The 22,291-nt window shown below is 33.6% G+C and carries 20 protein-coding genes; 10 read left to right on the forward strand and 10 right to left on the reverse strand.

Translation table 11 applies throughout. From position 1 onward, the window contains the following. Nucleotides 1–133: 133 nt before the first annotated feature. From Q0C22_RS03250 to Q0C22_RS03270, 5 genes are all read left to right on the forward strand, one after another. On the forward strand, nucleotides 134–316 hold the full coding sequence (locus Q0C22_RS03250; RefSeq protein ID WP_291490634.1) for a hypothetical protein: 183 nt from the start codon (nucleotides 134–136) through the stop codon (nucleotides 314–316). A gap of 3 nt (nucleotides 317–319) precedes the next feature. Continuing rightward, entirely contained in the window at nucleotides 320–1,537 is a 1,218-nt protein-coding gene (locus Q0C22_RS03255) for an SLC13 family permease (protein WP_291490635.1), read from the forward strand. A 350-nt stretch (nucleotides 1,538–1,887) separates the two neighbouring features. Then, on the forward strand, nucleotides 1,888–2,259 hold the full coding sequence (locus Q0C22_RS03260) for a PepSY domain-containing protein (RefSeq protein WP_291490636.1): 372 nt from the start codon (nucleotides 1,888–1,890) through the stop codon (nucleotides 2,257–2,259). A gap of 69 nt (nucleotides 2,260–2,328) precedes the next feature. After that, a complete protein-coding gene (locus Q0C22_RS03265; RefSeq protein ID WP_291490637.1) occupies nucleotides 2,329–2,997 on the forward strand; it encodes a response regulator transcription factor in 669 nt (222 codons plus the stop codon). After that, entirely contained in the window at nucleotides 2,994–4,319 is a 1,326-nt protein-coding gene (locus tag Q0C22_RS03270; protein WP_291490638.1) for an ATP-binding protein, read from the forward strand. The genes Q0C22_RS03265 and Q0C22_RS03270 overlap by 4 nt, the downstream gene beginning before the upstream one ends. Here the strand turns inward: Q0C22_RS03270 and Q0C22_RS03275 are convergent. Beyond that, on the reverse strand, nucleotides 4,316–5,473 hold the full coding sequence (locus tag Q0C22_RS03275; protein WP_291490639.1) for a hypothetical protein: 1,158 nt from the start codon (nucleotides 5,471–5,473) through the stop codon (nucleotides 4,316–4,318). The two genes, Q0C22_RS03270 and Q0C22_RS03275, sit on opposite strands and share 4 nt — an antisense overlap. Nucleotides 5,474–5,490: 17 nt before the next feature. Then, a complete protein-coding gene (locus Q0C22_RS03280) occupies nucleotides 5,491–6,495 on the reverse strand; it encodes a HoxN/HupN/NixA family nickel/cobalt transporter (RefSeq protein WP_291490640.1) in 1,005 nt (334 codons plus the stop codon). A 194-nt stretch (nucleotides 6,496–6,689) separates the two neighbouring features. Here Q0C22_RS03280 and Q0C22_RS03285 point away from each other — a divergent pair, with 194 nt between their 5' ends. The 4 genes from Q0C22_RS03285 to Q0C22_RS03300 all read left to right on the forward strand — a co-directional run bounded on the left by Q0C22_RS03285 (nucleotide 6,690) and on the right by Q0C22_RS03300 (nucleotide 10,892). After that, a complete protein-coding gene (locus tag Q0C22_RS03285) occupies nucleotides 6,690–7,232 on the forward strand; it encodes a NapC/NirT family cytochrome c (protein WP_291490641.1) in 543 nt (180 codons plus the stop codon). Further along, on the forward strand, nucleotides 7,229–8,704 hold the full coding sequence (locus Q0C22_RS03290) for a multiheme c-type cytochrome (RefSeq protein ID WP_291490642.1): 1,476 nt from the start codon (nucleotides 7,229–7,231) through the stop codon (nucleotides 8,702–8,704). The genes Q0C22_RS03285 and Q0C22_RS03290 overlap by 4 nt, the downstream gene beginning before the upstream one ends. Nucleotides 8,705–8,854: 150 nt before the next feature. Then, nucleotides 8,855–9,808, forward strand: coding sequence for a c-type cytochrome biogenesis protein CcsB (gene ccsB, locus Q0C22_RS03295; RefSeq protein WP_291490643.1), 954 nt, complete (start codon nucleotides 8,855–8,857; stop codon nucleotides 9,806–9,808). Next, a complete protein-coding gene (locus Q0C22_RS03300; protein WP_291490644.1) occupies nucleotides 9,795–10,892 on the forward strand; it encodes a cytochrome c biogenesis protein ResB in 1,098 nt (365 codons plus the stop codon). Before ccsB ends, Q0C22_RS03300 begins: the two co-directional genes overlap by 14 nt. Before the next feature lie 42 nt (nucleotides 10,893–10,934). On the opposite strand, the gene narI is transcribed toward Q0C22_RS03300, so the two are convergent. The 8 genes from narI to hcp form a co-directional block, all read right to left on the reverse strand. Beyond that, the gene (narI, locus tag Q0C22_RS03305; RefSeq protein WP_291490645.1) at nucleotides 10,935–11,633 is read right to left on the reverse strand and encodes a respiratory nitrate reductase subunit gamma; all 699 of its coding nucleotides are present in this window, start codon (nucleotides 11,631–11,633) and stop codon (nucleotides 10,935–10,937) included. Beyond that, nucleotides 11,620–12,114 carry a nitrate reductase molybdenum cofactor assembly chaperone gene (gene narJ, locus Q0C22_RS03310; protein WP_291490646.1) on the reverse strand — a complete coding sequence of 165 codons (495 nt, stop codon included), beginning with the start codon at nucleotides 12,112–12,114 and terminating at the stop codon, nucleotides 11,620–11,622. Before narJ ends, narI begins: the two co-directional genes overlap by 14 nt. A 6-nt stretch (nucleotides 12,115–12,120) precedes the next feature. Beyond that, a complete protein-coding gene (locus Q0C22_RS03315; RefSeq protein WP_291490647.1) occupies nucleotides 12,121–13,395 on the reverse strand; it encodes a nitrate/nitrite transporter in 1,275 nt (424 codons plus the stop codon). Nucleotides 13,396–13,397: 2 nt separating this feature from the next. Then, a complete protein-coding gene (gene narH / locus Q0C22_RS03320) occupies nucleotides 13,398–14,837 on the reverse strand; it encodes a nitrate reductase subunit beta (RefSeq protein WP_291490648.1) in 1,440 nt (479 codons plus the stop codon). After that, on the reverse strand, nucleotides 14,834–18,478 hold the full coding sequence (locus Q0C22_RS03325; RefSeq protein ID WP_291490649.1) for a nitrate reductase subunit alpha: 3,645 nt from the start codon (nucleotides 18,476–18,478) through the stop codon (nucleotides 14,834–14,836). Before Q0C22_RS03325 ends, narH begins: the two co-directional genes overlap by 4 nt. A gap of 97 nt (nucleotides 18,479–18,575) precedes the next feature. Then, nucleotides 18,576–19,004, reverse strand: a complete 429-nt coding sequence (locus Q0C22_RS03330) for a PAS domain-containing protein (protein WP_291490650.1) — start codon at nucleotides 19,002–19,004, stop codon at nucleotides 18,576–18,578. Next, complete coding sequence (locus Q0C22_RS03335; protein WP_291490651.1) at nucleotides 18,997–20,013, reverse strand: DUF438 domain-containing protein; 1,017 nt, start codon at nucleotides 20,011–20,013, stop codon at nucleotides 18,997–18,999. Before Q0C22_RS03335 ends, Q0C22_RS03330 begins: the two co-directional genes overlap by 8 nt. 48 nt (nucleotides 20,014–20,061) lie before the next feature. Next, entirely contained in the window at nucleotides 20,062–21,702 is a 1,641-nt protein-coding gene (hcp, locus tag Q0C22_RS03340) for a hydroxylamine reductase (RefSeq protein ID WP_291490652.1), read from the reverse strand. A gap of 218 nt (nucleotides 21,703–21,920) precedes the next feature. On the opposite strand from hcp, the gene Q0C22_RS03345 reads away from it, so the two are divergent. Next, a complete protein-coding gene (locus Q0C22_RS03345) occupies nucleotides 21,921–22,241 on the forward strand; it encodes a nitrous oxide-stimulated promoter family protein (protein WP_291490653.1) in 321 nt (106 codons plus the stop codon). The last annotated feature ends 50 nt before the right edge of the window (nucleotides 22,242–22,291 follow it).

A 22,291-nucleotide genomic window follows, 5' to 3' on the forward strand; every position in this document is an offset into this window, starting at 1 on the left:
CTAAATTTGTGAGTTTGTCAAGAGGTGAGAAGGGAATTTAATAAAAAAAATAAAAAATCTTTTTAAAAACAATTTATATTGAAATTTTTAACAATATAGCGTATACTAAAAGCAAAAAATGGAGGCATAAAAAATGAAAGAAAAAGTTATTGCGAAAGTAAAAAAAGAAAATGATAAATTACATTTGACATGCGAGGCTTTTGGTATCAGTGAGTACTGCATAGATGAAGAACAGGCAAAGGCAATTGTTGAATCAAAGGCACCAAAAGATGTTGAAATTGAATGGGTAAAAGACTACATTGAAAAAGATAAATAAGATTTGCACTACATACCAGCTTTTTTAATTATTTGTGTATTTGCCTTAAGTTTAGTTAAAAAAATAGGCAAATTTACTATACATATCTGGCAAATTGCAATTATTGCTGCGTTTCTTTGTATTATTACAAATCAAATCAGTTTAAAGGTAGCATTTTATTCAATAAATTTTGATGTAATATTTTTTTTGTTTGGTATGTTTTGTATTGGTGTATCTATAGAAAAAAGTGGCCTTGCAAAGTTTTTTACCAACTATACTTTGAAATATATTAAAAATATTGACAGCTTACTTCTATTTGTAATTTTATTTTGCGCTGTAAGCAGTGCCTTTTTAATGAACGATACCATTGCTGCAATTGTAGCTCCAATTATTCTTACATTTGCAAAAACTTTGCAAGTTAATGTAAAAAAACTACTCCTTGTAAGCATGCTTGCAATAACAATTGGTGCATGCGCAAGCCCCATAGGAAGTCCACAAAATATATTAATTGTAAGCCATATGTCAGTAAATCCATTTCTTTTGTACTCTAAGTACCTTGTTTTGCCAACAATTCTCAATTTAGTTTTGCTTTTTTTGTATGCTAAATTTAGTTTTGAACAAAAAACTCTATACCCGCAAAATAAAATTGTAAAATTAAATGACAAAAATCTTGCTGTGCTTTCAATTTACGCAATTGTTGTTTTGGTATTTTTAGTTTTTTTAAAGGCTTTTTTTATTGAAGATATGCCTTTGATTTATATTTCATTAATACCTGCTACAATTGTCCTTTTACATAAAAAAAGATTTACAATTATAAAGAATGTTGATTATAAAACACTGGTTTTTTTTATTGGACTTTTTATTCTAATAAAAGCTTTCTGGAATTCAAATATTTTACAGGATTACATTTTAAGCTCACATATTAACTTAACCTCAACATATGTCATATTTGCTCTCACAACAATCGCCAGTCAATTTGTTTCAAATGTTCCTCTCGTAACGCTTTATCTGCAGGTTTTTTCATCTTATCATTTAAGCTGGCAACCATATCTTGCTTTATCTGTTGCAAGTTCAATTGCTGGAAATATTTTCTTGCTTGGTGCTGCAAGCAATATTATAGTTGCTCAAAATTTAGAAAAATACACAAATCAAACCATCACTTCTTTTGAGTTTTTTAAATATTCAATAATAATTACCGCTATAAATGTTTCCGTTTATTTAGCTGTTTTTGCGATAATTTAATGCGAATTTCAAGCTAAAAGTGCTTTTAGCTTGACAGAACCCATTTTTTTAAGCACTGAGATTCTTCGTCTTGCCAGACTCAGAATGACGAATGGAGCAGCGAGTGCGCCAAGCGAAGCGAAGTTAGTGTCATTGGCAAGCGTTAGCGCGTCATTCTGAGCGCAAGCGAAGAATCCCCTACCACTACTTAATCAAATGAGATTCTTCGTCTTATCAGACTCAGAATGACAAGCCACAAATCGAATAGAGACTTTTTTCGCTTTGCAAAAAATTATAAATTTTAAGCGTTCATATTCTGTTAATGTTGCATAAGTATAGTGTATTTTAAGATTTAAAATGGAGGTGTGTTTATGAAAAACACAAAAAAATTAGCGGCTTTGGCTCTTGGAGGTTTATTACTTGCTACATCTGCAGCAGGTATTGCAACAGCTAGCTCTCAACTAAATGGTTCAATCAAAATTACTCAAGACAATGAGGCCAACTATGCAAACCTAGCTAGTGTTAATATCGATCAAGCTGTTGCAAGTGCACTAAAGGCACAACCAGGTCAAGTCATTAAAGCAGGGTTAGAAAACGAGGATGGCTATTTAGTATGGGGAATAGAAATTGCATCAAACAACCAGATTCATGAAGTTAAAGTTGATGCAAAAAATGCCAAAATTTTAAAAATTGAAAAAGACCAGACAGACTCTCAAAAAGAAGGCATTGAAGAAAACGATTAATTGTTTTTTGGGGACGCCTGTCCCCTTTTTTTCTTGAAAAATAAAAAAAGATGGGTTATTATGACAAAAATGAGAATTTTAATTGTTGAAGATGAAAAAACTCTGGCTAATTTGATAAAACAAGGATTTGAAGAAGAAGGTTTTGCTGTTGATGTAGCATACGACGGTGAAGATGGCCTTTTTTTTGCACAAAACAATATATACGATTGCATAGTACTTGATATTATGCTTCCTGTAATCGATGGAATAACTATTCTAAAAAAACTGAGAGAACAAAACAATTCAACGCCAGTAATTATGCTTACTGCCAAGGATACAATAAAAGATAAAGTGCTTGGTTTAGATAGTGGATCGGATGATTATCTTACAAAACCTTTTTCTTTTGAAGAATTATTGTCTCGCACTAAAGCGATTATAAGGCGCAGGTATGCAACTTCAAGTCCAATAATAATAATTGATAATCTTGAAATTGATACAGCAAAAAAAACTGTCAAAAGGGCAAATATACAAATTGATCTTTCTGCAAAAGAATACGCCCTACTTGAATATTTGGCTGTAAATAAAAATAAAGTTATCAGTCGCTCAAATATAATTGAACATCTATACAATGAAGAATTTGATTTAGATAGCAATATTATAGATGTATTTATAAATAGAATTAGAAATAAAATTGATAGAAATTTTGATAAAAAGCTAATTCATACAATTCGTGGCATGGGATACGCTTTAAAAGAGTGAATTCTATAAAATTTAGGCTATTTGTATATTATTGCGCAATATCGTTTGTAATCTTTGGCATACTTGGTGTATTTTTATACTTTAGCCTTGAAGACATAGTATTAAAATCAATAGATAACGCTCTAATGACAAAAGCAAAAGCTATTGCAACACTCCTTAGCGAAGACAAAGGTATTAATTTTAAATTTTCCGATGAAATATTAAAAGAATATTCAAAACATTCAAAACATTATTTTCAAATTATACAAGGTTCAAAAATTGTAGAAAAATCTGCATCGCTTAATGGCGAAAGCCTCCCAGTTGTGACAGAAATTAAAACTGTTAATTTTAAAAATGAACCAGTTCGTATAGTACCTTTTAGCTTCAAAATAAACAGTAAGCAATTTACAATTGAGTGCGCACAAGATATTGATGACAAAATTGACTTGCTTCAAACCTACCTTGGTATCCTTTCTATAGCTATTGTGGTGGCAATAATCTTGAGTGCTTTTGGTGGTTTAATCGTAGTAAATGCCATGTTAAAGCCACTCAAAAAAATATCTTTAACGATAAGCAAACTTTCAGAATCCAACCTATCAAAAAGTCATATTGATGAAAATGTAGCCAATGAGTTAAAACCACTAGCAATAGCGTTTAACAAAACATTTGCAAGATTGGACAATGTTTTTAATAAACAAAAACAATTTGTAGCAGATGTTTCTCATGAATTAAAAACACCTTTAAGTGTAATACTTATGGAAACAGAAATGGCTTTAAGAAAACAGCGAAAGATAGATGATTATATAAATACAATAGATCAAATAAAAAATAGTGCTCTACACATGAAAAATATTATAGATACACTTTTAAAACTAATTTCAATAGAAAATACAAAACTTTTAGAAAAGAAAACTTGCGACATAAAAGAAATAATCAAAAAATCTATCTTTCTTTCAAAACAACAATTGGATAAAAGAAATATTGGTTTAAAAATTAATGGAGAAACTTTTTTTATAGAGGCAGATGAAACTCTTATAACGGAAGTTTTTTTAAATCTAATAGATAATTCAATAAAATATAATAAAGAATCTGGCATTATAGATATCAATATTGATGCATCTAAAAAAATTGTTGAAATAATAGATAGTGGAATTGGTATAGAAAAAGAAGCGCTCGATAAAATTTTTGATAAATTTTATCGAGCGGATCCTTCAAGATCAAAAACAATTGAAGGCTTAGGTCTGGGCCTAAGCCTTGTTAAAGAAATTTTAGATTTACACAAGGCAAAAATTAAAGTCGAAAGTAAGCTAAATGCTGGAACAAAAGTAACGATTTTTTTCTAAAAATCATATTGTGCACTCAAAAAAAGCTGTCTTGCTCTGGACGTTGTTATATGTTTTGATTGATTGTAGTATTGTGTAGAAAATAGATCGTATTCTAATCTTAGCGTAGTGGATTTTGTCAGGTTATAGCTAATGCCTAAAAACTTGCCGTCAGCTGATTGTATAGATTGGTTTGAGCTATTTAGGTCATTCATGAAATTGAGTTTATCAAAACCTCCATACAACCCACAATAATCATTAATGGCATAATTTGCCTCTATGTTGTAAGCTCTAAAACGCCTTGCTGTATTTGCGCTTGAATAACAGCTTGGCACTTCAGTTTCGCTTTGAGTATCACCTGATTCAATAAGCCCAACATAGTTTGTTGCACCTTTGCCATAAACAAACTCAGATTGAAGCGTAAGATTTTTTATTGGCAAACTTACTCCACTGCCGTATACATAAGGCCAATGCGAATATTTTGAATTAATATAGATTTGTTGTGTTTCCAAAAATGAGTAAACCCTTGCTTTTGAAGTTAAAAATGGAAATTCTATATCAAGCTTTGCACCAAAACCAGGTATTTTTGTTGAAATATTTTTTGATTTGGCTTCGTCGTCCGTTAAAAAAAAACGGTTAAGCTGCTCTAAGGCAACTGTGGGCTTTAGTATAAGCTTGTCAGTTTCAAATTTACCATCAAGTCTAATCTGATCTGTTCCAAAGGGCCATGTCTGGTTAAACCCTGGCATAGCGTAATAATTATCTGAATAAGTATTTAGCTCGCCAACCATATTTGCATTACCTACTATCAAAGATAAATTATTATTTATCTGGTATTTAAAATACGCTTTTAATAGCCACAATGTATTATTATCAGATTCAAAATCGCTTTCTATGTTTGCTTGAACTCTGTCACTTTTAATATTCAAGCCAAGCTTTGTTGTGCCTGTGTAAGTCTGAAATACCGTAAACTGATTACCATTTTTTAAACCATTGTACGCAGTGTTTGCTGGATAGGTTGGGGGTGGCGGTGTATAATTATTATTTCCCCAGATAAAATACTGTTTAATTGAACCATAAAGATTAACGTTAGAATTACCGACTACACTCATAGCCATTGTCTTTTGCAAAAAAATTAAAAAAAACAACAAACCTAAAAATATAGAATACTTCATAACATCACCTTTAAGATCTAATTAAGTTTAATCTTTGCAAGCGCTTTCTTGTAATAAATGTATGCTGACACCCAGCTTAATATTAAAAACCCAACAATACTTAAACCCAATTCACTAAAAGGGATATTCTGAACAAATACAAAAAAAGGTGATGTTAAGTTTAGCTCTGAAGATAATACCTGTATCCACTCAATTGTACCTACAAACAAAGCTACAAATACGCTAGCTCCTGTTACAAATATATTAAAAAACAACTTTCTTATAACATCATTCATAGCCCAATCATAGACTTTCATCATTGCAAGACCATCAAGACTATCCATAAGGCTCATGCCTGCTGTGAATAAAAATGGAAATACAAGTATACTCCAGATTGGCATATGAGAGTTTTTTGCTAAAGCTGCAGAAATACCAAGCACTGCAACTTCTGTTGCCGTATCAAAACCCAACCCAAATAAAAATCCAACAGGATACATCTGGTAGCTTTTGTTTATTTTTTTGTACAAAAAACCAAAAAATCTACCCATTAAGCCACGTTTATTAAGCAAATCATCTATTTCTTCGTGTTTGATATTGCCTTTTCTGTATTCTTTTGATAAATCATAAAGACTTTTTACGACAAGCAGATTTAAAATCCCAATAATTGTTAAAAACAGCGCTGAAACTACAGTTCCAAAAATATTTCCGAAGTTTTTCAAAAAATCCATATGCGTCTGAATTGTCCTTGCAGCTATTATTAGACCAAAAGACAGCAAAATCACAACAGTTGAATGACCTAAGGAAAAAAACAAACCAACACCCACTGGTTTTTGGTCATCCTGTCTGAGTTTTCTTGTTACATTATCAATAGCTGCTATATGGTCTGCATCAAATGCATGCTTTAGACCAAAAAAATAAGCAAGCAAACCTAAACTTGAAAGAATTGGGTTTAGTTTAACAAGGTAAAAAAAGGCACCCCATGCCGATAAATTAAAAATAATAATAAAAGCAAATAAAACAAAAGTGCGTGACTTTAAAGACATGTTTTCCCCCTCCTTTAGAGTATTACATTATTGGTAAATGTAATATCATATAATTACATTTTAGTTGATTATTAATTACATAATTACTTTTTTAATACATTACAATTAAAAAAATACAAAAAAATTGACATAGATCAATTTTTTATCAGCAAATTTATGATATATCGTTTAAAAATTGTAATTTTGAGGTATTTATGCAAAATCAAATCAGACCTATAAAAGCTATTACAATAGCTGTAATTGGTATAATAATTGGTGTTTTATTATCATTTGCAACTTACATTGGAGTTGAAAAAACAGCTGGTGAAAATTTTTGCGCATCATGCCACTCAATGCAAACCATGGTTCAGTCATACGCATTAGATGTACATGGCGGAAATAATCAATTTGGCTTTAAAGCTCAATGCACTGATTGCCATCTGCCCCACAATAGTCTTCCAAATTATTTATTTACGAAAGCTAAAACCGGACTTAACGATGTATTTTTTGAAACTTTTACCAATACTTCAAAAATAAATTGGGCTCAAAAATTAAAAGATCCAAATAAATATGTTTACGATAGCGGTTGTCTGAAGTGTCACAGCAATCTTAAAGAAGAATCTTTACAAAATCAAAGAGCATTTTTAGCGCATAGGGCTTATTTTGCAAAAACAACTACTCAATCATGTGTGGACTGCCACAGCAATGTTGGACACAAGGATTTAAAAGCATTTCTAAGTCTTAAGGGGGTTTTATGAAAAAAACATTGGTAATTGTAGGTGTAGTGTTTCTTTTGGTTATTGTTGGAAGTGCAAGCTGGTTTCTGAGTCAAGCAAATAAATCTCAAAACCAGATTATAGCTGAAAATCCAATCGTTTCGCAAAACAATTCAAATTTACGCTATGCTAATATTGCCTACAGTGAAAAGATTAACATGTCAAAAGGTAAAGGTGTAACAAAAGAAGCTGCGACATGCATAGAGTGTCACGCACAAAAAACACCTGCAATTGTACAGGATTGGTCTAAAAGCTCAATGGCACATGCTGGAGTTAGCTGCATTGATTGTCATGGTGTTTCAAAGGAAAACCCTATGGCAAATCAAAATTGTCCTGGCGTAAAGGGCACAAATATTTATGTTAGCAAAATGGTATCACCAAAAACCTGTGCAAAATGCCACCCAAACGAAGTTAAAGAGTTTGAAGAAAGCGGTCACGCAAGAGCAGCTATCCAAATAGCTGCGCTAAAGCCAGATCAGGCATTATTGGCACATGAAGATATGGGCATGCCACAGTATAAAGATGCGGTTTTACTTACAGGTTGCGCTCAATGTCATGGCTCTATTATTAAAATGGGTCCCAACCACGAACCCACTCAAGGCACATGGCCAAGTCATGGTATAGGTAATGTCTATCCAGACGGGGGTGTAGGAAATTGCGCATCCTGTCATTTTAACCATCAATTTTCTATAGCCCAGGCCAGAAAACCTTCGTCTTGTGCAACATGCCATTTAGGCCCTGACCACCCCGACATAGAAGTCTATGATAATTCAGTTCATGGTGCCCTTTTTGCAGCGCATGGTGACAAATGGCATTGGGATAGCCCTCCTGGTGCATGGATACCTGGAAATGACTATAATGCACCAACATGTGCTACATGTCACATGAGTGGTGTAAATGGATTGCAACCAACACATAATATTGATATGAGACTAAAGTGGAACCTATGGGCACCAATTTCAAAAGAAAGGACAGGTGGTTACGAAACTGCAGCTTTTGAATACATGAAAACAGGTAAATTTACAGCTGGTAATCCTTTAGCTGGAAACCCAAAAGGTCCACAAGAAGCAAGAAAAGAAATGTTACAGGTATGCGCATCTTGTCATACTACTTCATTTGCATCTAATTACATGGCACAAGCTGACAAACAAATAGAGCTTTACAATAAGTACGCTCACGCTGCAAGCGAAATGATTAATACTTTAGAAAAGAAACATTTAATGATGAAAGATCCCTGGGCTGATCCTGCATTTAGAACATACTATTACATGTGGCACCATGAGGGCAGAAGGATGCGCCAGGGCGCTGTAATGGAAGGTCCAGATTATTCGCATTGGCATGGTGTATTTCAACTTCAACAAAGTCTCAGGATTCTGCAGGCAATATACAATCAACGAATGAAAGATGGCAAAATTGATCCAAATCAGATAGGCGGCGTTGGCATGGGTGAATAAATAAACAACACAAAAAAGTCAAAGCTTTCTTGAAAGCTTTGACTTTTTTCTCAATAATTTTATCATTGAAAAGTTACTTCAAAATTGTATAATGAAATTGAGGCGAAAGTAGTGCAAACGATTTTTAATATTAAATTTAAGAGGTTTTGAATGTACTCCAATATTCTATCCATTTCTAATTTTGTTTATATTGCAAGTGCTTTTGTTTTAATCTTAAGTTTTATTGTAGGCAAAAAAAGTCTTGATGTTGCTGGAAAAAGCTTATTTGTTTTAGCGTTTTTTGTAGAGTTTTTATATTTCACACTTAGATTCATTGAAACTTACCAAAAAGGCTATGATTATTTACCTGTTACAAATGCATTTGAATCGTTTGTTTTTTTTACGCTGTGTTTAGGTTTTTTGCAAACACTGATGATAAAAAAAACCTCTGGTTTTATAGTCCTTTTTAGTTCAATTGTTATAAGCACAACACTTCTAGCATTATCTATAGCTGGATTTAGCCAACATATAGAGCCACTTATTCCAGCCCTTAAAAGCAACTGGCTTGTTGCGCATGTTATAACTTCATTTTTGGCATATGCTGCATTTGCCATAAACTTTGTAGCAAGCTCATTTGTTTTGTACTCATCACAAAAACGCATTGACAAAATTGTTGGCTCAATAATGTTTGGTGGGCTTTTAAGCTTAATGTTTACAGCTGTTATTGTTAGCATAACTCATAGTAGCCCTCTGGTAGTAGGGAGTGTATTTTTGGTATTAATTTCAACAATGTTATTTGTTTTAAGCTTTATATTAAAGCCATATACAAGCAAAGAATGGATTGAAAAACCGCTTGTGTTTGGGTTTGTACTGCTTACAATAGGCATTATTACTGGTTCAATATGGGCAAAATACGCCTGGGGTGGCTATTGGAGCTGGGACCCAAAAGAGACATGGAGTTTTATTACATGGATTATATATTTAATAAACTTACACTTTGCAAGAAAGAAAAAGAGTGCAAGATTTTTGGCTTATTTGGGTGTAATTGGATTTTTAAGCGTACTTATTACATACCTCGGTGTAAATTTTGTGTTGCCAGGTTTACATAGCTATGGATCAAATTAATATTTTTATTGATAAAATATATAATTTTTTAAAAAGTCTTACACTGACAGTTGTTCTTCTTAGCTTGATAGCTTTCTTTAGTGCAATAGGCACAATTGCCGGTAATGTTAAATTTTTAAAAGATTTAGGTTTAGACAACGTGTATTACTCAAAATGGTTTTTATTGCTAATTGTATTGTTTGTAATAAATTTAGTGCTTTGCACGCTAAGTATGATACCAACTACAAAAGCACTATTTAGCCCAAAAGCACCAAATAAAATCTTTAAAAGCAAAAGAAAAGATGCAAAAACACATTTAATCAATTTACTTAAATCTAAAAAACTCTATATTCAACAAAAAGATGATCTTATCGCAGCTTATAGATATCCAGTTAGAAAATTTGCCGTATACGGTATACACCTTGGCATACTAATTGTAGCTTTTGGCGCTCTGGTTGGCTCCATTTGGGGGTTTCGCGGTATAATGGAAATCCCCCAAAACAAATCAAGCAATATTGTAATAACCAGAAATAACTATTTAAGTTTACCCTTTTCTGTTTATAATAAAAATTTTACTGTAAGTTTTTATCAGGACAAAGATATACCATCTGAGTACAAAACTACAGGATACATTATTGATTCAACCCAAAAGATACCATTTAGTACAACAGTTAACCATCCATTTATACACAAAGGTATATGGTTTTATCAAGCAAGCTACCAGCTAAACCCACATGATAGTTTTATTATTTTAAACGTAAACAATTCCAGAGTTCAGCTGTATTTGCACAAACCTGTATCTATTGACAATGCTCAGTTTTATCTAGCAAATTTGAGCTATTACAATTCAAAACCTATAGCTCTGTTGTATGTAGAATTACCTCAAGGCAGTGCATCTGGATGGATAAAACTTGGCGATAGTGCAAATTTAGGCCCCATTAATATTATTTTTGATCAAGCTAAAGAAAGTTACATCACTATATTAAGCGTTGCAAAAGATCCCGGCTCAAATATTGTAATTGTTGGTTTTATTATTATGATAGCCAGCTCAATGCTTATATTCTTGAGGTTCAGACGCAGAGTATACAAAGTAGAACAAATTTAACAAAAAAGCAACAACCAATTATATGGTTGTTGCAGTAATTATTTAATAAGTACTGTATCTTCTTACTATCTGCATTGCTCTTTTTGGATAAGAAAATACTATACTAAAGCCACTAAATACGTGTACAAGTCTACTAAATGGTAAAAGTAAAAATAATGTAAGTCCCATAAAAATATGCAACTTGTAAATAAAAGGTATACCGTTTAGATAGTTTGATGCATTTGCTTTAAATAAGACAATTGATTGGGCATAATCTGAAAACTTAACAAGCCATTGGCCATCCTTATCCAACAGATAAGAATAAGGAACACTCATGAGTCCTGCAGCAACTGTTAATAAAATCCATATCAAAACAACAAAATCCATTGTTGTAGATGTATAGTATATATAATCATTAAAAAATCTTCGTATAATTAGCAAAAACACACCTACTATGCAAATTATGCCAGATACTGAGCCAGCATATATTTCTATAATTTGATGCGTTTTATCTGTTAAACCAAATAAACCAAAAATAAAATGTGGTGTCAATAGTCCACCCAAATGCCCTAAAAAGAGCGCAAGTATTCCTATATGAAAAAGATTATTTGCAACTCTTAGCTGATTTTTCTCTAAAAGTTCACTAGAGCTGGATTTCCAGTCAAGTGGCATATAAACAAACCTAAAAATACTCCCAAAAACAAAAATTGCTAAAACAATATAAGGGTAGATGCCAAACAAAAAATAATTAAGGTAGTCCATCTAAAACCTCCTTTTTACTCAACACTTCAAAAATTACACAATATGGGCTTTCAAATTCTTGTAGCTTTTTATAAATATTTTCCAGAATACTCTTGTAAGGTGCAATTTCTTCCAAGACTTCTTCTTTTTTAAGAAAAGATAAATACTCTAAATACATTGGCAAAAAATCAGGTGTATGATTTTGTTGTGGTTTTAAGCCTAACTTAGAGTATTTTTCAATAAAACCAAGTAACTTTTGCCCTTTTGTTTTATCATCTTTAAAATGCTCAAGTAAATACAAACTGCAAGATGGCGTTAAATCAAAAACAAAAGTATAGTGTTTTTGCTGATCTAATATGTCTATTTTTTCCATATAATCTAAAAGTGGCATCAAAAAATCCAGCTTATTTTCAACCGCAAATACTCTAAATTCGCTAATTTGATTTGTTAATTCTTCGCCTGGATATAAAAGCAAAACACTAAAAAACTTTAAAGTCTTCATTTTTTATTATGCTTTGGCTTTTAATTTTAAATAATATGCAATAGCAATTGAAACTACAGCAAGCACAACAAACACAATAAACCCTTTTGCATAACCAGCGCTTTTATATACTGCAACAAATTCCCCCATTATAGGCGGTATAACAAAACCACCAAACGCACCAAGTCCACCTACCCAGCCAGCAGCCCCGCCAACCGCGTCGCTTACGAGTTTTGGCACAAGTTTAAATACGGCTGCATTATTTACTCCCATGCCTATTGCAAGTATAATTTCTGATAAAATTGCAAAACCGATTGAATTAGCTAAAAATAAACCTAAAGCACCAATACCCATAAGCGCAAGTGAAATAATTGCTGTATTTGCACCACCTATTTTATCGGCAATAACACCGCCTGCTATACGAATAGCAGAAGTCAAAATAGAGTAAGTGGCAGTCAATAGCCCAGCATATACAAGGCTTAAATTAAAATAAGACTTCCAATATGTAGGTAGCCAAGCAGTTAAAGCAACAAAACCACCGAATGTGGTAAAGTATAAAATTACAAGCAACCATGTATTAAAATTTTTAGCAGACAAAGTCAGACTTTCAACAAGGCTTTTTGATGGAAAGAGTTCTTGTCCTAAACTTTTTGCTTGCTCAATGGCCTTTTTTTCATCCAATCCTTTTTGTCTTAATTGAAAATAAGGCGCATTTTTACCTGTTGCATAGTACAAGATTGTTCCTATTACCAAAAAACCTAACCAGATAAGATAAGAGTTGAATAAACCCAGTTTGTGTAGGGCTATTGGTAACAAAAAAGAGAAAATACCAGGCGCTAGATTACCAACGCCAGCATAAGTTCCCAAAGCAAAACCTTGCTTTTTTTGCGGATACCAGTATGAAACCTGACTGATTCCAACAGAAAAGGTAGCAATACCGCTTCCACTGAGCAACCCAAACAACAATAAAAGCTCATACACACCGCTTCTTAAGTTATTAAACATAACCATGTATATAACAATTGATAAACCTAAAAGTCCAATAATAGCAATCAACATTAAAATCAAAAACGGTTTTCTGCCACCTGTTGTATCTACCCATGCAGAAAATGGTATTCTAAGAAGTGATCCAGATAAAGCAGGCATTGCAACAAGCAGACCTACCATCTGGGGTGTTAAGTTCAAAATGTCTTTGAATTTAGCAGCAGTTGGTCCAAAAAGTGCAACAGCAGCAAAGCCGAAAAAAAATCCCAGAGTTGCGCCGAATAAACCCTGAGCGGGTGTCCCTTTAATATCGTTCATTACTAGCCTCCAAAATTATTATTTAAAAAGCCAACAGTGCCTTGTTTTTTAAAATTATCCTGGTGAAATTCACTGTGAAGTGTTGGTATAACATACCTATCTTCATATTTTGCAATAGCTAAATATCTATACATATCTTGAGCTTGATTTATGCTTAATCCCGCTTGTTTTAGCACATCGTCATCAGTTATACCTTCTACATTCTTTTTCCTAAAAAATGCCCTCAAAGCCATAAGTTTTTTTAATGCTGATACTATTGGTTTTCTATTTGAAGCACACAAAAGATTTGCTAAATAATCAACAGGCAAGCTTAAGTCTTCAATATTGCCAAAAACTTCATCACTTTGAAATAACTCAGTTTTGTTTACAATTGGCGACAGTGGCGGTATATAAAAATTCATTGGTAGTGTTCTAAATTCCACATGTAGACCAAAAGCAATTTTCCATTCAACCACCATCTTGTAGACAGGTGAGTTCTGTGCGGCTTCTATAAAATTTTCTGGTATACCATCTTTTCTGGCTTGCTTTATGACATTTTCATCAAAAGGATCTAAAAAGACACTTAGCTGCGCTTCATACAAATCTTGTTTGTTTTGAGTCTTTGCAATTTGTTCGATTTTATCCTGATCGTATAGCAAAACACCAATATAGCGAATCTTTCCAACACAAGACTCGCTGCATACTGTAGGTTTTCCTACTTCAAGCCTTGGGTAGCATAATATACATTTTTCTGACTTTCCTGTTTTGTAATTGAAGTAAATCTTTTTATATGGACATGCACTTACGCACATGCGCCAGCCTCTACATTTATTTTGGTCAATCAAAACAATACCATCTTCATCCCTTTTGTATATGGCAGCAGACGGACAGCTTGCAACGCAAGCTGGGTTTAAGCAATGATTGCAAAGCCTTGGCAGATACATCATAAATGTATTTTCAAATTCTGAATAAATCTCTTTTTGCAAGTTTTCAAAGTTATAATCTTTTGAGCGATTTTCAAATTCACCGCCAAGGTCATCTTCCCAGTTTGGACCCCATTCTATTTCTATCTCTTTTTTCGTAATAGCTGATATTGGTTTTAGAGAAGGAAAATACTCTTCGTTTGATAATTTCAAATACTCGTAATCAAACTCGAAAGGCTCATAGTAGTCCTTTAATTTTGGCAGATTAGGGTTTGCAAATATATTTAACAAAATCGAAGTTTTTGATCCAAGGTTTAGTTTTAATTCATTGTTTTCAAGTTTCCATCCACCTTTGTATTTTGATTGGTTTTCCCAATCTTTGGGATATCCTATGCCTGGCTTTGTTTCTACATTATTAAACCATGCATATTCAAGCCCTTCCCTTTTTGTCCACACATTCTTGCATGTTACAGAACAGGTATGGCAGCCAATACACTTATCCAAATTTAGCACCATTGAAAGCTGAGCCTTTACCTTCATAATTGCCCCCTTGCGATTGTTGTTTTTTTAGACCATGTAGGTTTTTGCAACTTTCTTACAACAACAAAATCATCTCTGTTCGAACCTACAGTCCCGTAGTAATTAAAAGAATAAGATAGCTGGGCATAGCCTCCTATCATATGAAGCGGATTTAGCAGTATTTTGATCACGCTATTGTGCACACCGCCACGGTTTTTGGTTCTTTCTGAGATTGGTGTATTTATAACTTTATCTTGAGCATGATACATAAAAGCACTGCCTTTTGGTATTCTTTGGCTTACAACTGCCCTTGCTAGCACAACACCATTTTTATTGAATGCTTCAACCCAATCATTGTCTTTTAAACCTAAAATTTTAGCATCAGACTCACTTATCCATATATGCGGCCCACCTCTTGAAAGCGTCTGTAATGTTAGCAAATCTACATATGTTGAGTGTATCCCAAACTTTTGATGAGCTGTACTCCATTTTAGTGTAAGCGTATTGTCTTCTTTGTTTATATTTGATAAAGATTTTGCATCAACTAAAGGCTTATAAACTGCAAAGTTTTCACCAAATAGCTGCATCCACTTGTGATCCTGATAAAACTGAATTCTACCTGTTAGTGTTCGCCATGGTATAAACTCATGTACATTCTGATAATTAGCGCTATATGGTATTTCTTTTGACTCAATACCACTCCAGATAGGCGAAGTAACTGTCCTTCGAGGTTGGATTTGTAAATCAACAAATCTTAAGCTGTAATCAATTGGTGGCCTTATATTGTTGTGCAAGCTGCCTGTTTTTAAAGATAAATTATCAAATGCTTTATGCGATACTTTTGCATTTGTTTCGGGTGCTAACTCTAAAATCGCCTCGCATACTTCTTTGGCGTTTTCTATCTTAGTTTTATTATCAATTTCACCATTTAGCTTTTTTAAATACTCAACTTCTTCTTTTGTATCCCATCTTACACCTTTTGCACCATTGCCAAGTTTTTCTAACAATGGGCCAAGTCTTGTATACTGCTTGTAAACATTCGGATAATCCCTCTCAATAATGCTTATCGTAGGAAAATTTTTACCTGGAATAATCTCTGTGTTGTCTACTTTCCAATCTTTTGGTTCAAATGCTTGACCAAGCTCTGCAGGTGTATCATGCATAAGGGGTGAAAGTACCAATTCTTTTTGAACACCTAAATGATCTTTGGCAAGCTCTGAAAATTTTTTTGCAAGCTCTTTAAATATATCCCAATCATTTTTGCTTTCCCATAAAGGATCAAGAGCTTTGGAAAAAGGGTGTATAAATGGATGCATATCAGTTGTACTTAGATCTTCCTTTTCGTACCAGCTTGCAGCAGGCAAAACTATATCCGAATAAATACATGTGGTAGACATCCGAAAATCAAGCGTTACAAGTAAATCAAGTTTACCTTCAACTGAATTTCTCCATACAATTTCTTTCGGACGCTTGCTTTCATCAATTTCTTTTGCTAAAACGCCAGATTTTGTACCAAGCAAATGTTTCAGGAAATACTCATGACCTTTAGAGCTTGCTCCAAGTAGATTTGAACGCCACACAAACATATTACGCACAAAATTTGCTGGATTATCTGGGTCTTCAAAAGCAAATCTTATCCTGGACTCTTTAAGGTTGTTTATTAAATAATCTTTTGGATCAAGATTTTGACTTTGAGCGTCTTTTATTATTTCTATTGGGTTTTTATCCAAATACGGTGTAGCTGGAAGCCAACCCATTCTAACAGCCTTTACATTAAAATCAGCTGGTGAATAGTCCTTGTATGTATTTTCCGCCAAAGGTGATAATAAATCACCTATTTTTACATCTTCGTATCTAAACTGATCTGTATGAAAGTAATAGAATGAAGTTGAATTCATTTGCCTTGGTGGTCTATACCAATCAAGCGCAAATGCAATCGCACTCCATCCTGCAAGCGGTCTTACCTTTTCCTGACCTACATAATGAGCCCACCCACCGCCGGATTGACCGATACAGCCGCACATTGTAAGCATATTTATCACGCTTCGATAAATTGTATCGGTATAATAGTAATGATTAACTCCAGCACCAATTATAACCATCGATTTACCTTTTGTTAAAAGAGCATTTTTAGCAAACTCTCGTGCAATTTTAATTACAATTTCTTTTTTAACGCCTGTGAATTTTTCCTGCCAGGCTGGCGTGTATGCACAATCATCATCGTAAGTTTTAGCCGTATTTAAATCGTTTAAGTTTCTATCAATCCCATAGTGAGCTGCTAATAGATCAAATACACTTGCTACTATATATTGATTGCCTTTTTTGTTAATTTTTAGTGCCGGCACTTTTCTTTTAATAATTGAATTGCTTGTAAAATCAGCAAAACCAACTTCTACTATATCACTTGCTATGTCAATGAGGCTAAGTTTTGGGTCTATATCTTTATTAGCTAAAGAGTCTTTTAAATGCAAATTCCATTTGCCATTATTTTCGTATCTAAAACCTATACTGCCATTAATTATTGCAGTCTGATTGGTTTTATTGTCAATTACAACAGTTTTCCAATCATCTTGTTCCAAAGAATCATCAATTATATCAGATGTTCTCAAAAATCTATCTGAAACAAAATAATCACCTTTATTGCGCAAAATCACAAGATGTGGCATATCGCTGTATTGCTTTACATAATTGTTAAAATACTCATAACTATTGTCAATATGGAATTCTTTAAAAATTACATGACCCATAGCTAGTGCCAATGCAGCATCACTGCCTGGTCGTGGTGCAACCCATACATCGGCAAACTTTGATGCTTCACTAAAGTCTGGCGATATGACAACAGTTTTTGTCCCCTTATAGCGTACTTCTGTGTAAAAGTGAGCATCTGGCCTTCTGGTTTGAGGTACATTGGAACCCCAAAGCACTAAATATGTAGAATTATACCAGTCTGCAGATTCTGGCACATCTGTTTGCTCACCAAATACTTGAGGAGATGACGGTGGTAAATCGCAATACCAATCATAAAAACTACCTACTGCTCCTCCGATTAAAGATAAGTATCTAGCACCAGATGCATAGCTCACCATACTCATAGCTGGTATTGGACTGAAGCCAAAAATTCTATCTGGACCGTATGTTTTAATTGTATATATATTTGCAGCAGCAATAATTTCTAAAGCTTCATCAAAACTTACTCTTACAAAACCGCCTAAACCTCTTTTTTGTTTGTAGATTTTACTATTGTCTGATTCAACAATAGCTTTCCATGCTTCCACTGGATTAAGTGTCTTTCTTTTTTGTCTATAGAGTTTTAACAATTCGCTTCTTATCATTGGATATTTTATGCGGTGAGGGCTATAAAGGTAACTTGAGTAACTTGCTCCACTTGGACAACCTCTTGGCTCATACTCAGGAAGGCCATCTTGTGTTTGTGGGTAGTCATTTTGTTGTATCTCGTAGGTTATAATGCCGTTTTTTACAAATATTTGCCAACTACAAGAACCTGTGCAGTTTACACCATGTGTGCTCCTGACAATTTTGTCATAAGAAAACCTGTTTCTATAACCATTTTCCCATGTCCTATCTTCCAGCCTTTCTTCAATAAAGCCGCTTGAATTTTTTTGAGATTTTTTAAAAAAAGAATAGCGCTCTAAAAAACCCATACTGCCCCCTTTCGCATATTGTTTATCTCATAATATAAGCAATTTTTTAGTATAAACAATTGACATATGCCAAAAATTTAAAAATTTTTTAACTAAATTATACCGCAGGATTTTCTTCGTCTAATAGCCTCTTTTCTCCCTGCAATTTTTGAATTTCTTTTACATCCTGCATAACTTCCAGTGTTCCATAATAATCACCATTTTCATCGTAAACGGGAAAATATCTTATATATAAAAACCTACCTTCAAAATTAATCCAAAAATCTGCTGATTTTCTCTTTTTTGCTCTAAAATCATCAAGAATTTTTTGCACTAAGTGTAAACTTTTTGGCGGATGGCATTTTTGAACCTTTCTGCCAATATCCAATTTTGTTCTTGCAAATGTTCTACCCTCGCGCGGTAAGTTGAAATATACTACATTATCGTCTTTATCCACAAATGATACATCGCATGGCAGGTTATCTAAAACCCTAAGTAAAACTTTGATATCTAAATCATCAAAAAGCTCTAAGGTTGATTCATTCATCTTGTACCTCCTTTGGTAGCTCAAAGTAGCCAAGCTCATCGGATTCACTTTTAATATCAGCCCAGTCTTTATCGGATAACATATCAAGAGCCACATTGTATAAAATTTCCTGTTCTTTTTTTGTATGAAGCGCAAATGTCTCAAGCATATACCTGTAATTTGAAACCAAGCGGTCCACAAAATCTTCATAATCAATAGTTTCGTGATTATCAAGCAATTTTTCTATGCGGTTTCTTGCTTGCTTCATATTGTAGTGGTCCTGCCACATTATAGATGGAGGTTCTTCTACTCCATATTTTTCTATTACAGGAAACAGCGTATTTTCCTGGCGCGTGTTGTGATTGTCTTCTGCTTGTTTTTGCAGTTTTATAATCTGCTTTAGCCGTTCAATTAAGCTTTGGGCTGAAGCATAATTTTGATAGTTTTTTAAAGTATTTGCTAAATTAAAACCATTTTCCATATACATCATAATTGCATCGTGATCTTTTATAAGCCTGTAGAGAGGATGATTTTTGTCAATGCGCTTTCTTGAACTTGAGATTTGCTCTTTAAATAACTCCATATGTATATCGCAGGCTTTCATAAGATCGTCTGTTGTGTAGCCTTCATTTTTTAACTCACTTTCAACAACTGCAATAAGCACCGGATCAGCTTTTTCTATCAAATCTTTAAAGCGTTTTTTTGCTTCTTCTACATTTTCTTTATTGTAAATTTGCTTTAATATAGCCTTTAGCTTTTCTTTGAGCTCTTTTGTATTTGTATCAGCAGATTTTTTATCATTTACAAAACCGCTTTTTATACCATCTTCGATAATTTGTAAAAATTCTTCAAAACTGTAACCACCCCTTGAAGCTACATGAGCCAGATCCACTCTTGGTGCCATAAGCTGAACGATTACTTTATTTGTAAGCATTTTATAGAGCGGATTTTTAGAGTATAAGTAATCAGGTATGTTTGGGTAGGCTTCAAGGAGTTTGCTAAATTTATCTTTTGGTTTGTAATCAAGCATTGTTCACCTCTAAAAAAGGAAGGCTTTTTGCCTTCCTTTCTAAAAAATTTACTTTCCTTGCATAATAAGCTCTAAATCCTGTTGGACTTCTCCGATGGGCTTTACATCAAAGTTTTCAACAATAACCTTGGCTACATTTGGTGATAAAAATGCTGGTAGCGTTGGACCCAGCCTTATGCCTTTTACGCCCAAATACAGCAAAGCTAAGAAAACAGTTACAGCTTTTTGCTCATACCAGGCTATATCGTAAGAAATAGGAAGCTTATTAATATCGTCAAGCCCAAATGCTTCTTTTAGCTTTAGAGCAATAACAGCCAAAGAATAAGAGTCATTGCACTGTCCTGCATCCAGTACCCTTGGTATACCGTTTATGTCACCTAAATTTAGTTTGTTGTAGCGATATTTTGCACAACCTGCTGTTAAAATGACAGTATCTTTTGGCAGGCTTTCAGCCAGATTTGTGTAGTATTTTCTTGTATTGTGTCTGCCATCGCATCCTGCCATTACAACAAACCTCTTTATTGCTCCAGAGTTAACTGCTTCTATCACTTTGTCTGCCAAAGCCAGCACCTGATTGTGCGCAAAACCACCTACAATTGTTCCTGTTTCAATTTGAATTGGAGGTGGGCACTTTTTTGCCATCTCAATAATGGGTGAAAAATCTTTTGGCCTGCCATCTTTCCTATCTGGTATATGCTTTAATCCAGGATAGCCTACCACACCTGTTGTAAATACCCTGTCTTTATAGGAATCTCTTGGTGGCACAAGGCAGTTTGTAGTCATAAGGATCGGTCCGTTAAAAGATTCGAATTCTTTTGTTTGCAACCACCAGGCATTACCGTAATTGCCTACAAAATGATCGTATTTTTTAAACTTTGGATAATAATTTGCAGGAAGCATCTCGCCATGAGTATAAACATCCACTCCAGTGTTTTTTGTTTGCTCAAGCAACTCTTCCATATCCTTTAAATCATGCCCGGAAATCAGTATACCTGGTCTGTTGCGTGTACCTATGCTTACTTTTGTGATTTCTGGGTTACCGTATGTAGATGTATTGGCTTTGTCTAAAAGTTCCATTGTCTTTACAGAAAACTCACCTGTTTTCATAACAAGGCTTATTAGTTCATCTTGACTTAAGTTTTCGGTTAATTGTGCAAGCGTATCTATCATAAAACTTGTAATTGACTCATCTTCAAAGCCAAGCACGCTTGCATGGTCATAATATGCAGCCATACCTTTTAAGCCATACACAATAAGTTCTTTTAAAGACCTTATATCTTCATTGGTTTCACTTAATACGCCTATACTTTTTGAAAATTCTAAAGCTTTTTCTTTTGTTTCAAACTCGTATAGGTTTGCATCCGACACATTTTTTCCTTTCGAGCTCAAAAACGAGCCAAGTAGCTTTGCTTGTGCATTTGTCTGCTTGATTTGCTCTATAACGCGTTCATCGTCAAAATTGACATTTGTGATAGTCATAAATAGGCTTTCTGATACAAATTTCCCTATAGGTTTTGGGTCAAAACCGTTAGAAACTGCTTGCCTGGCTATAACCGATAGGCCTTTTAAATTATAAATCAATACATCCATTAAATTAGATGTATGATCCTCTTTGCCGCATATTCCTTTTTCTACACTGCAACCTATACCGTGCATTGCCTCCTGGCACTGATAACAAAACATTGACATAAGCACCTCCGCTTTTTTTTCTTTATTCATAGTTTAAACAATATTTTCTAAATTAAATTGACGCATGTCAAAAAAGTGATAAAAGTGGTAAAGTTATTTTTGTTTTTTATTGTTTCTTTTGTAATATGTATCTAAAGCTTGATATTGGTAGACATTGTGGACAAGATTTTTAACATTAGTCAATTAAATTTATAAGGTTTTAGTGTAAAATAAAAATTATGAAAAACAAGCAGGAAAAAATTAAACATGACAAAAAGGTTATTAAAAATTTTATCAAACTATACTGCAGAAAAAATCATTTAGAACATGGCGTAGAAGTTTACAAGGATGATTTATGCAAAGATTGTTACGAGTTGTTAAATTACGCTTACATGAAATTAGACAACTGCCCTTTAGACCCAAAACCCATGTGTAAAAAGTGTTTAATCCACTGCTACAGTAAAAAAAATAAAGAAAAAATTAAACAAATAATGAAATTTAGCGGTCTCTACCTAATAAAGCACGGCAGGATAGATCTTCTTTTGCATTATTATTTTTAAAAACCGGGTTCATTTAAGTTTTGTTTTGCTTTTTAAATACCAATATATGC

Origin of the sequence: Desulfurella sp., assembly GCF_023256235.1 — a bacterium.
GTDB lineage: Bacteria > Campylobacterota_A > Desulfurellia > Desulfurellales > Desulfurellaceae > Desulfurella.

Bases quoted from the DNA above. Each gene is read 5' to 3' on its own strand.
- Q0C22_RS03265 (WP_291490637.1), top strand. From the start codon at position 2,329: ATGAGAATTTTAATTGTTGAAGATGAAAAAACTCTGGCTAATTTGATA.
- Q0C22_RS03260 (WP_291490636.1), top strand. From the start codon at position 1,888: ATGAAAAACACAAAAAAATTAGCGGCTTTGGCTCTTGGAGGTTTATTA.
- Q0C22_RS03280 (WP_291490640.1), bottom strand. From the start codon at position 6,495: ATGTCTTTAAAGTCACGCACTTTTGTTTTATTTGCTTTTATTATTATT.
- narJ (WP_291490646.1), bottom strand. From the start codon at position 12,114: ATGAAGACTTTAAAGTTTTTTAGTGTTTTGCTTTTATATCCAGGCGAA.
- Q0C22_RS03290 (WP_291490642.1), top strand. From the start codon at position 7,229: ATGAAAAAAACATTGGTAATTGTAGGTGTAGTGTTTCTTTTGGTTATT.
- narH (WP_291490648.1), bottom strand. From the start codon at position 14,837: ATGAAGGTAAAGGCTCAGCTTTCAATGGTGCTAAATTTGGATAAGTGT.
- Q0C22_RS03315 (WP_291490647.1), bottom strand. From the start codon at position 13,395: ATGAACGATATTAAAGGGACACCCGCTCAGGGTTTATTCGGCGCAACT.
- Q0C22_RS03335 (WP_291490651.1), bottom strand. From the start codon at position 20,013: ATGCTTGATTACAAACCAAAAGATAAATTTAGCAAACTCCTTGAAGCC.
- hcp (WP_291490652.1), bottom strand. From the start codon at position 21,702: ATGTCAATGTTTTGTTATCAGTGCCAGGAGGCAATGCACGGTATAGGT.
- Q0C22_RS03300 (WP_291490644.1), top strand. From the start codon at position 9,795: ATGGATCAAATTAATATTTTTATTGATAAAATATATAATTTTTTAAAA.
- Q0C22_RS03345 (WP_291490653.1), top strand. From the start codon at position 21,921: ATGAAAAACAAGCAGGAAAAAATTAAACATGACAAAAAGGTTATTAAA.
- narI (WP_291490645.1), bottom strand. From the start codon at position 11,633: ATGGACTACCTTAATTATTTTTTGTTTGGCATCTACCCTTATATTGTT.
- Q0C22_RS03275 (WP_291490639.1), bottom strand. From the start codon at position 5,473: ATGAAGTATTCTATATTTTTAGGTTTGTTGTTTTTTTTAATTTTTTTG.
- ccsB (WP_291490643.1), top strand. From the start codon at position 8,855: ATGTACTCCAATATTCTATCCATTTCTAATTTTGTTTATATTGCAAGT.
- Q0C22_RS03285 (WP_291490641.1), top strand. From the start codon at position 6,690: ATGCAAAATCAAATCAGACCTATAAAAGCTATTACAATAGCTGTAATT.
- Q0C22_RS03250 (WP_291490634.1), top strand. From the start codon at position 134: ATGAAAGAAAAAGTTATTGCGAAAGTAAAAAAAGAAAATGATAAATTA.
- Q0C22_RS03325 (WP_291490649.1), bottom strand. From the start codon at position 18,478: ATGGGTTTTTTAGAGCGCTATTCTTTTTTTAAAAAATCTCAAAAAAAT.
- Q0C22_RS03330 (WP_291490650.1), bottom strand. From the start codon at position 19,004: ATGAATGAATCAACCTTAGAGCTTTTTGATGATTTAGATATCAAAGTT.